Origin of the sequence: Candidatus Nebulibacter yamunensis (assembly GCF_024208055.1) — a bacterium.
In the GTDB taxonomy this organism is placed as follows: domain Bacteria; phylum Pseudomonadota; class Gammaproteobacteria; order Francisellales; family Francisellaceae; genus Caedibacter; species Caedibacter lacustris.
In genome coordinates this window covers 1-10612 of the sequence record NZ_JAMBMW010000031.1, presented here as the reverse complement: position 1 = coordinate 10612, position 10612 = coordinate 1, and the positions used below count along the sequence as shown (strand labels likewise).

Annotated in this window: 10 protein-coding genes and 1 other RNA gene; 3 read left to right on the top strand and 8 right to left on the bottom strand. The window is 32.7% G+C overall.

Annotated elements, in window-relative coordinates; all coding sequences use genetic code 11:
• Positions 1 to 130: 130 nt before the first annotated feature.
• The 5 genes from M1V25_RS09805 to dnaA form a co-directional block, all read right to left on the bottom strand.
• A complete protein-coding gene (locus tag M1V25_RS09805) occupies positions 131 to 1234 on the bottom strand; it encodes an anhydro-N-acetylmuramic acid kinase (protein ID WP_116964841.1) in 1104 nt (367 codons plus the stop codon).
• A 1-nt stretch (position 1235) separates the two neighbouring features.
• Complete coding sequence (locus M1V25_RS09800) at positions 1236 to 1415, bottom strand: hypothetical protein (RefSeq protein ID WP_498843165.1); 180 nt, start codon at positions 1413 to 1415, stop codon at positions 1236 to 1238.
• 212 nt (positions 1416 to 1627) lie between these two features.
• Positions 1628 to 2275, bottom strand: coding sequence for a hypothetical protein (locus tag M1V25_RS09795; RefSeq protein ID WP_116964843.1), 648 nt, complete (start codon positions 2273 to 2275; stop codon positions 1628 to 1630).
• 82 nt (positions 2276 to 2357) lie between these two features.
• Positions 2358 to 3467: a DNA polymerase III subunit beta gene (gene dnaN / locus M1V25_RS09790; protein ID WP_498843164.1), complete on the bottom strand. Its 1110-nt coding sequence runs from the start codon at positions 3465 to 3467 to the stop codon at positions 2358 to 2360.
• Positions 3468 to 3500: 33 nt separating this feature from the next.
• Positions 3501 to 5012 carry a chromosomal replication initiator protein DnaA gene (gene dnaA / locus M1V25_RS09785; RefSeq protein ID WP_498843163.1) on the bottom strand — a complete coding sequence of 504 codons (1512 nt, stop codon included), beginning with the start codon at positions 5010 to 5012 and terminating at the stop codon, positions 3501 to 3503.
• A 704-nt stretch (positions 5013 to 5716) separates the two neighbouring features.
• On the opposite strand from dnaA, the gene M1V25_RS09780 reads away from it, so the two are divergent.
• Positions 5717 to 6463 (top strand): hypothetical protein, encoded by a 747-nt coding sequence (locus M1V25_RS09780; protein WP_498843162.1) that lies wholly within the window; start codon positions 5717 to 5719, stop codon positions 6461 to 6463.
• Positions 6464 to 7043: 580 nt separating this feature from the next.
• Here the strand turns inward: M1V25_RS09780 and M1V25_RS09775 are convergent.
• Together M1V25_RS09775 and M1V25_RS09770 are read right to left on the bottom strand one after the other, a co-directional pair.
• Positions 7044 to 7325, bottom strand: a complete 282-nt coding sequence (locus tag M1V25_RS09775) for a type II toxin-antitoxin system YafQ family toxin (protein ID WP_498843161.1) — start codon at positions 7323 to 7325, stop codon at positions 7044 to 7046.
• Positions 7318 to 7578 (bottom strand): type II toxin-antitoxin system RelB/DinJ family antitoxin, encoded by a 261-nt coding sequence (locus M1V25_RS09770; protein ID WP_498843160.1) that lies wholly within the window; start codon positions 7576 to 7578, stop codon positions 7318 to 7320. Before M1V25_RS09770 ends, M1V25_RS09775 begins: the two co-directional genes overlap by 8 nt.
• Positions 7579 to 7792: 214 nt before the next feature.
• Here M1V25_RS09770 and ffs point away from each other — a divergent pair.
• Positions 7793 to 7890: signal recognition particle sRNA small type (gene ffs / locus M1V25_RS09765), an RNA gene on the top strand.
• A gap of 4 nt (positions 7891 to 7894) precedes the next feature.
• On the opposite strand, the gene M1V25_RS09760 is transcribed toward ffs, so the two are convergent.
• Entirely contained in the window at positions 7895 to 8656 is a 762-nt protein-coding gene (locus tag M1V25_RS09760) for a glucosaminidase domain-containing protein (RefSeq protein WP_498843159.1), read from the bottom strand.
• A gap of 316 nt (positions 8657 to 8972) precedes the next feature.
• Between M1V25_RS09760 and pepD the strand changes: the two genes are divergently transcribed.
• Positions 8973 to 10448 carry a beta-Ala-His dipeptidase gene (gene pepD, locus M1V25_RS09755; RefSeq protein ID WP_116964847.1) on the top strand — a complete coding sequence of 492 codons (1476 nt, stop codon included), beginning with the start codon at positions 8973 to 8975 and terminating at the stop codon, positions 10446 to 10448.
• Positions 10449 to 10612: the final 164 nt, after the last annotated feature.

Here is a 10612-nt window from a genome sequence, read left to right as displayed (position 1 = left end):
ACCCTTATCCAGAGCCCTCTCACCAAACACTCTCAGTGACAACGAGTCGCCATTATACACACACATCAGTTCCCCGCAAGCGCTTTTTTTAACTTTTTTTTAATTTTGTTTAATCGTGTTTGAAAAACGTTCATTTTACTCGATGAAGCGTCCCTACCAAACAATCTTCACTACCACCTGTTGACAATGAAAAAGGTATTTTTTTACTATTGATGTGACAATATCCAAACCAAGCAAATGCAATGGCTTCTATCCATTGTCCATCTACACCTAAACTGGAAATATCTGTTAAGGATATTTCTGGTAGACATTCTTTTAATAATTCCATTAAATAGTCATTGCCTACACCACCACCACAAACATAGACCTCTTTAGTATCAGGTTGCACATTTAAAACTGCATCTGCAATTGTTTTAGCACTAAGTACATGTAGCGTTGCTTGAACATCTTGCGCTTCTTCATTCCCTGTTAAGTACTGTTTCAACCAAGATAAATTAAAATATTCCAAACCCGTACTTTTGGGTGTTTGTTTAGAAAAATACGGATCAGCTAACATTCTATTGAGTAGATCTGATAACACCTGTCCACCTTTTCCCCACTCTCCATTATGATCATAAGCTTTTCCTTTGTGTTGATATATCCAATGATCTATCAAAGTGTTGGCTGGTCCTGTGTCAAATCCAATCAGTGTTTTTTGAGAATGTAAACAACTAATATTAGCAATACCACCCAAGTTTAAAATCACTCTATTTATCATTGAATGACTAAAAAAAGTTTGGTGAAAAACTGGTACTAAAGGTGCGCCTTGCCCACCAAAAATCATATCTTTGTTACGAAAGTCATTCACAATAACAAGATTCGTTTTTGCAGCAATGACATTACCATTTCCTAATTGAATACTGAATCTAGGGACCTTGTGTGGATGGTGGTAAACCGTCTGTCCATGACAGCCAACAGCTTTAATTTGAGCCTTTTCAATTTTATAACGATTTAATAACTCATTAATACAGTTTGCATATATAAGCCCCAACTCATAATCTAAACTACCAAATTCATGTAATGATAAATGATAATTATTTTGATAAATCTGCCTAATTGCTGATTTAATTTCACTTGGATAGGAAAAGCTATGTGCCGCTATTAACTTAAATACTGAAGACTCAAATTGAACAACCACACAATCAATTGCATCCATACTTGTACCAGACATCACACCAACATAATAAGCTAACATATCAAATACCTTTTAGCTTATTTTTTACGCAGTTGATTAATGGTAATGCAAACATTCCAATAAAAAATATAAGCGCAATAAAAAACAACAGTTGCAACCACCACGGAAAATTGAGCATAATTTGCCAGGCGTGATTTAATTGTTCCCCTACACTACTAAAGCTTTTTTTTTCTTCAGGCATAAATCTAGCTGATATCATTGATATCGAAACCAAATAAAATAAAGTAATAATATAAAGCAATCCATATAGTTTATATCGCCGTATTTTCATATGTTTCAACGTCAAAAAATTATTGACTTCTTGTTCATTATTACTAGATGTTGTTGAAATAAGTGTTTTAATCCAAAAAAAATGCTAACACAATAGCATAAATAGCAAAAATAACCATATCCTTACCAATCTGAACTAACTTGTTTAATAAAATTCTCCACTTTTTGCTCATTTTGCGCTAATGCGCTACTTTTTGCCTCTAATGGCAGCAATGCTCCACCGCTAATTCTAGCGTACCCTAAATCATTTTTATAAACGATTACAGGAACTGAATTGATAAGCCCTTTTAACACTCTCATATTATGATTGAACTGTTCAATTTGCATATCATTTGGATCAGCTACAGGCTTAATTCCGCCTTCTTCTTTGCTATAGTCAAATTGGTTTTCATTTTCTTTAAGCGCATCTATTGGTGATTTAGCACTTAAAATAGCCATAGTCTTGGTTGGGCTAGAAGGTTTAATGATACCAATAGGTACCCATCGAATGGCAAGCATATCATTTTGAATAAACTTCTGTGAAGCTTCAAAAAAAGCATGACAGAATTTACAGTTTGGATCAAAAATTACATATACCTTATGTTTAGCAATTGTATTTCCTTGCGCAATGTAATTTGAATTACCTACTGCTTGATACAAACTTTCTGTGTGTATGTCTTGATGCTCAAAGGAATAAGTATTTTTTACATTAGGTTTGAGTGCAAACAAGTAATATGCACCCCAGAAAATTACAATTAACGTAATAACTAATATTACCAGGCGTTTTAGCATGACGTATCCAACTGTTTTATATCTAAGTAAAGTAATAAAATCCTAGAAAATTTATAATTTTTTACCAGTTATTTTATAATAATTATAATTTGATCGGACTAACAACATATGTACTGCAACTATTGCTATCTTTTATTAAAACGCTCATCGCTGGATTTTCGAAGTAAAAATTGATATCTTCAATATCCAAAACATTAACAATATCAAGCAAATAATTGACATTAAAACCAATTTCCATTGGCTTATCTTCATATTTAACTTCAAGTTGATCTTGAGCTTCTTCATGCTCTGGATTATTTGCAGACAATAATAATTCATTTTGCTTAAGCTCTAAACGCACACCACGATATGTTTCATTGGACAAAATTGCTGTACGAATAAGTGCTTGTTTTAACTGTGTTCTATTAGCAATCAAGACCTTAGTATTATTCGGTGGAATAACTCGTGTATAATCTGGAAACCGCCCTTCGATCAGCTTTGAAGTATATTGAATATCTGCCAATATTACTCTGAAATAGTTCTTACCAATCTGAATTTCCACTTCAGCATCTTCTGGTGCAGAAAGTGTTCTTTGCATTTCAAGTATTGCCTTTCTGGGGACAATCATTTGAACACCCTCAAGGTAAGTATTTTCAATTATGGCTTCAGAACTAGCCATTCTATGTCCATCTGTTGAAACCGTCCTAAAATTATCACCATTAACTTCCCACAACATACCGTTTAAAAAATAACGCACATCATTGTTCGCCATGGCAAATTGTACTCGTTTAATCGTTGTCATTAATTGCTCAAATGATATTTTAAACATCGCTCGACCAGTATCTTCATTCATAGTAGGGAAGGTCTCTGCACCTAAAGTAGATAAACTAAATTGGCTACGATTACAACAAATAAGTACACGATTATTTGTTTCTTGAATAATTTCTATTTCTGCACCGTCTGGTAGGTTACGAATAATCTCATTTAACTTTTTTGCAGGAATAGCTATTTGCCCATCTTCAAACGACTGATTTAAAGTAACATGACTAATGATTTCTGTCTCCAAATCAGATGCTTTTAAAAGCAACTTACCACCTTCTATTTTAAATAAAACACTACTTAAAATAGGCATTGTATGCTTTTTGTCTGCAACAGATACCAATGCTTGCAATGGTTTTAATATTGCATCTCGAGAAAGTATGAATTTCATCATAAGTAAATACCCCTAAAATAAAACTTAAAATAATTAATGAGCTAACTTGCGTGATAAATTTTGATAATCGTCTTGTAAATCAACGTTGTTTAATAGCAGTTTTTGTATTGTTCTGACTGCGTGTAAAACCGTTGTATGGTCTCTTCCACCAAAAAAGCTACCAATTTCAGGTAAACTATGATTAGTGAACTCTTTTGCTAATGCCATCGCCACTTGTCTTGGTCTTGCAACGTCTCGACTCTTCTGCTTTGAAAGTAAATCTGTGATTTTAATATTATAATAATCAGCGACAACTCTTTGGATATTATCAACTTTTACAATTTTTTCTTGAATAGAAATCACATCTTTCAAACATTCATAAGCAAGCTTTTCATCAATTGCTTTTTTATTGAACTGTGCATAATTAAGTACTCTTCTTAACGCACCTTCCAATTCTCTCACGTTTGATCGAATGTGTTTTGCCATAAAAAGTGCTACATTTTGATCAATAGGACGACCAAATTGGCTTGATTTGTGCAATAATATTGCACTTCGTGTTTCTAAATCAGGAATATCAATTGTCACAGTTAAACCATAACCAAATCGCGAAACAAGCCTTTCTTCTAACTTAGGGATTTCCTTCGGATATTTATCACAAGATAAAACCACCTGCTTACCATTTTCTAATAGAGTATTAAAAGTATGAAAAAACTCTTCTTGAGATCCTGCCTTGCCAGCAATAAATTGAATATCATCTACGAGTAAAACATCAACTGAACGATAAAAATTTTGAAACTCATCACCCGAATGTAAACGTACTGCATCAACATAATCTTTGACAAAACGCTCAGAAGTAACGTATAACACTTTTGCAGTGGGGTTGTTATGTAATACATAATTACCAATTGCATGCATTAAATGCGTTTTGCCAAGCCCACTCCCACCATAAATAAACAAAGGATTATAAGCAAGCCCAGGGTTAATCGAAACTTGCATTGCAGCAGCGCGTGCAACTTCATTAGCCTTACCAACGACAAAATTATCAAAATTATATTCTTTTTTTAAAGGAGAACCAAAATCAACTCTTCGTTGTTCCTTTGGCAAGGCTAAAGCTTCATCAAAACCATAAAGCTCACTCGAGATACCTGAAATTTTATCTTTATCAACAACTAACTTTTCTTTGCTATCTTCTATAAACTCAACTTTTTCAACAGGTGCAGGAGAAGCATTTTTTGTAAAAAGATCGGTTTGAGGTCCTACACTGCTTTTAAAAGGTTCAAAAAGATTATGCTTAGTTGTGGATAAAGATTCATCATGTGATGAGCGTTTTACTGTTTCAACTGAAAAATCAACTATTAAAAGCTCATTTTTTTTGTGTTTTTTCAACGCATCTACAATCAAAATTTGATATTTTGTCTTTATCCAACCTAAAAAGTAGTTATTTGGCGCATAAACTGTGAATAAATTACCTTGATCGTTTACTTTTAAAGGCATGATCCAAATTCTGAATTCTTGTTCAGATAAACTGTTTTTTAAATAATCTAAACACTCTTGCCAAATACTCATATCCAACGCTTTTTCCTTTAAAATCAAGGTTTTTGGGTGATTTTTCACTCATGCCCAAAAAAAATCATTTAGAATTTAACTTTAGTTTTGGGATTATATCAAAGCGCTAACAACATGCAATCGTTCACGTAAATACCTGTGGATAACTTTGTTGATAACAATGTGAGTTTTTTGTTAATTACGGTGTGGATGTCTTTGTATATAACCTTGTTTATATCCCTTTGGATAAAATTGTGGAAAAAAACATAGAGTTAAAAAAATAAAGTTATCAACATAAAACAACAAGGATCTTAACAACTTTATTCACAAAGTTACACACAGCTTAAAAACCGTCAAATAAAGGGTTTTTAATTATTTATCCACAAATATCCACAATCTAATAACAGAAAAAACAAAATATAAAAATCACTTTAAAAAGAATAGAAAGAATAAATAAAAGTAAAAAATGAGGATAACAAATAAAAAACCTTTAAGGGTAAAAAAATAAAAATTACGATGTATAATGTTTCCACATGAAAACATAAAGGATAAAACAGCCTGTGGAAATTTATCTGTCCACCAACGATATTACTGTTGATAATCTGGCTAAGCAGAGTCAACTCGATGCTAGACTGTTGCAGGACATTGTTAATCAAAAAATAAGTGACTTGACCAGAACACAAATGATTGAATTAGCTGAAACATTAAAGATTCCAGTATAGGCTGTGATTTTTCCATGCGAAATCATCAAAGGAGAAATCGAGTCTGTAGTTGACGCTATTTACGGGTTTTTAAACCAGAGTAGCTCAACTGCCTATCACAGAATGGATCCTGTCACCCATCTTGAAAAAATGTCTTATGCAACTGAAAAAGCGATGGTACTTCAAGGGTATAAAAATATAGATGACTGCTTAAAAGAAAATCCAAATGTACCTAAAATGGTACTTCATACTATTCTAAAGCGTAAAATGAATAGTATGCGCGCTGATACGCTCTCAAGCATCACAGAAGCGTTAAACATCAGTCCGCTTTTACTGGCTGGCATAGAAGAAAAATTAAACACTGATCAAATTAATGTGTGTAATGATGATAATTTGATGCAAATCCCCTTCTATGCTTCAACAGAAGAATTAAAAAACAATAACAGCCCATCTGCACACATTGCAGTTCAGGGGATTCAGAAGTCATTTCAACAGGATGAATTAAAAGCATTGATTACAGCTAATACGCAAAATCATACAGTGATCATTATTATTACTCAGCCTCGATTTGACCCATATACGGATACAAAACATTTGTATGAACTGACAGATGGCTATATCATTGAAGTCAGTTTGTTTAAAAGCTCGGCGAATACATCTAAAATTGAAATACTCAATCGTGTTGACAGTTTTACTGATGAGCATAAGTCGAAAATTATTGGTAGAGTAGTGACATCAATTACCCATTACAAATCTACGGATAGAAAATAAGGAGAAAGCCATGAACAAAGGACAAACCGCCTTTGAAAGAGCATACTGTGAGCAAAAAAACCATCAAAATGATCGTACTGCAATTGAGATAGAAACATCGAGATAGAAACGATGCGTCTTGACGAATTGATTAAACTCAAAAACATCAATCCAGATCATTTGAGACATATTGTGAGTGATTACGAGCTGGCAGATTTTGAAAAAGCACATACTTATATCTGACATGGAAAAAGGATCAAATTAAAAGGGCTTCGATAATATTCCTTGGTCTTGTGACTATAATATTTTTGTTAATCTTTAACTATGAGAATCTAGCCAAGCCAAGTGTTGACATCCCTGTAGAAGCAATTGTATTTGTATTGTTGCTTATTTCACTATTTTACCTTTATATTCTAATAATATGGGGTGTAAGTCATATTTTTGAGAAAAAAACTGGCGCATTAAAAAATATGAATATAAAAGATCAAATCCATCTTTTTCTTTCAAATCCAGTTTAATATTTTTCTTGGACACGTGCTAAGGTAGCTGCGTTTACGGACCACCCTTCAAATTGATCAAATTAAAATCATGCTGCTCAACGTTATTTCTTTAATAATTCAGCGTGTGATCCTGTTCGAGATAGCCTTAACAGCCTTACATTCCCTTGGAAAATTTTATAAATCAACAACCAGTCAGGTGCAATATGACATTCTCTGTATCCTTTCCAGTTTCCAACGAGTTCATGATCTCGAAACTTTTTCGGCAAAGGCTCCTCTTTTTGGAGGGTTTTTATAATGTCATCTAGCTTTGATTTGTCTTTGCCCTGTTTACTTATTTTTTTAAGGTCTTTTTTAAATTGCGTTGAGAGTTCAAGTTTAAGCACCGTTTAGATTACTCCACACCTCGTCCATTGAGTTATATTTAGCTCCTTTGCCTGATTCAAGCTCATGAATTGCGTCAAGTGTTTCTGCATTAGGCAGCTTGACCTCAAAGGGAAGTCCTTTATTGAGGCAGATTTGCGTATAGAAAATACGGATTGCTTCAGCAGTAGATAGTCCAATATTATGTAAAATAGCTTCAGCCTGATGTTTGAGATTTGGTTCTATCCTGGCATTAATTGTTGCAGCTTTATTCATGGCATCACCTCGTGGGTTATATTTATTTATATTGTAAGACATTTGCATTACATTGTAAAGGCATAATTCTTTTCTTAAAAAGTTCCGTAAAATTATATATTTTCACTTTTATATTTTTAGGTTAAACCCATTAAACATCAAATACCTTAAGCAGTTAATAATGGAAATTTTTCACTTGCTAATTAGAATAAAAAAATGAATAATAATCCCGCTGGTTTGGTCCTCTTGCGACGCTAGTTTGTGAACCCCGTCAGATCCGGAAGGAAGCAGCGGTAACAAATGATGTGTGTGCCGAGATGTAGGCTAAACCAGTATTTTAGTTGTACTGATATAAATTATTACAATCCATAGTTGCAAGCAATCTATTCTCATACTCGTTATTTTTTAATTCAGAATAGTGAACAAGTGTTTTAACCAAATATTTACCTGTCAAATCTTTGCCTTGCGCGGTTAATTGAGCACGTAATTTTCTAAATTCTTCAAATTTACTCCCTGTATTTAATAAATTAAAGTATGATTGAACGCTACCAAGCGGAGAATCGAAGGTTTGTACTTCATTAATTGCACCAGTTGCTCTTTGTTTTGGCACAATACCACAGCCTCGCGTAAAACAATGTTGTCCAAAATAATTATTACCCTCAACGGAAAAACGAGAAGTCCCCCATCCTGTTTCCAAAGCAGATTGAGCTAATACCATGCTTATTGGAATCGTATTGACTTTAGTTAATAAGTCATTCACTACTTGTAATAAATTACTTTGATTAAAGTCAACTTTATATTGCTGGCATAAATCAGTTATAAACTTTGTTTCTGGCTTAGAGAGTGATTGGTTTTGATTTAATTTTATTTGGATCTTTTCAAGTGATTTTCGTTGATTGAGTACAGTCTTTTGTACTTGGTAAATAAAGGGCAACATGTAGTCAATAAACGATTGTTTACGTACTTTTATATCAGTAATATGTTGAAAATTAGGTTTTTCTATTTCTTTAGTTTGTTTAGTGCAATTTGTTACAAAGAAGCTAATGCTTATTAATAAAGAAGCAAAAAGGAATGACTGTATTATTCTTTTTAATATCATAAGTGTTTTACCTTAATTTTATTTTGTTGAAAAGCTATAAATACCCCAACTAAACGTCCATAGCTAGATACCTAGTACCCGATTATTTAAAATGATCCTTGATACTATAAAAATAATAACCACCAGTTATATCAATTACCATGATGGATTATACATCATGACACATTTAATGAATCGGGCACTAGTTTTGTAGAGGTTACCAAAATTATTTTAGATTAAATGACAAAATATTCGAATAGTTATGGCGCTTTTTTTGAATAAGTTTATCTGTTAAAATCTATCACATTATTTTGTAATATTTATATGGAGAGAATATATGACTGAGCAATTGGAGATGATACAAAAAATGGATTTAAAGGCATTAAAAAGTGAAAAAATTTGGCAATACTTTATAGAAATAACGCAAATTCCAAGACCAACTTTTCATGAAGAAAAAATTAAAGCTTATTTGTTAAATTGGGCGGTTGAACAAGGATTTAGTTACAAACTAGATGATGCAGATAATATTGTTATATTTGTACCAGCAAGTAAAGGTTATGAATCTCATCCTACTGTTGTATTACAAGTACATAAAGACATGGTTTGTGAAAAAAATGCAGATATAGAGTTTGATTTTTTAAATGACAGTTTGCAATTGGAACTTTGTAATGGTTGGCTTAAGGCAAAAGGAACAACCTTAGGTGCTGATAATGGCTTAGGTATTGCTGCTGCAATGGCTGTTTCAACAGAAAAAAATATTAAACGCCCTGCACTTGAACTCTTAATAACCGCTTCAGAAGAACGAGGTTTAGTTGGAGCGAATAACCTCAGTAAAGATATATTAACTGCAAAAACGATGATTAACTTAGATACGGAAAGTTGGGGCGATATTTACGTTGGCTGCGCAGGTTCTCAATCAGCTAAATTAACTTTTGCTCTAGATGAAGTAACTCAAAGCGAAGAATTTATTAGCTTTGAGCTTATCATAAGTGGCTTAAAAGGTGGTCATTCAGGTTTAGATATTGATAAACCAAGAATTAATGCAGCAAAATTTTTAAGTTTATTATTAAATGATTTAGATCAAGCTATTGAATTTAACATCAGTCATATAGATGCAGGTAATTTACCAAACGCGATTCCAAGAGAAGCAAAAGCCGTTATTTCTTGTCAGCCTCAAGATGAAATAAAGTTTAAAACTAGAGTAAATAATTATTTTCAGTTATGGAAAGCAATTTATCAGAAAAGTGAGCCAAATTTTAACTTGCAAATAAAAGCAACGACTCGACAAAAATCATGTTTTAGCTTTGTACTAAAAGATAAACTTATAAATTTATTATCAGTGATTCACTCAGGTGTATTGGCAATGAGTTCAGCTATGTCAAACTTAGTAGAGAGTTCAAATAATTTGTCTTCAATCAAACTAAAAGATAATAAACTTATAATTACGATTTATGCCCGCAGTGATAATAATTTAGGTATTTCAACTTTTATGCAAGGTATTGAACGTAATGCAAAGCAAAATGGCGCTGATTTTGAAAAATCACAGCTTTCTCCTGGCTGGAAACCAGATATGAGCTCTAGGATACTTGAAATTGCCAAAGAAAGTTATTTTGCTTTATGCCAACAGCAAGCAAGTATCAAAGCGATACATGCAGGCTTAGAATGTGGTGCAATTGCAGATAAGTATCCACAAATGGATATGGTTTCAATCGGTCCTACGATAAAAGATGCACATTCACCTGATGAAAAAGTTGATATATCAACTGTAAGTGATTTCTATCAATTACTAAAAAATATGCTTGAACGTTTATAGAAAAAGGAAAATGTTAAATTAACGAGGACTTTTATTTCATTTCAACTTTGATTTTATCTAAGGTAGGTTTGATGTCAGAATAAGCTTTATCGATTTCCTGGTTAAATTGACCTTGACTTTGTGCCTTTAACACTTCTTCTACCTTTTGCTGTAACTGATCTAGT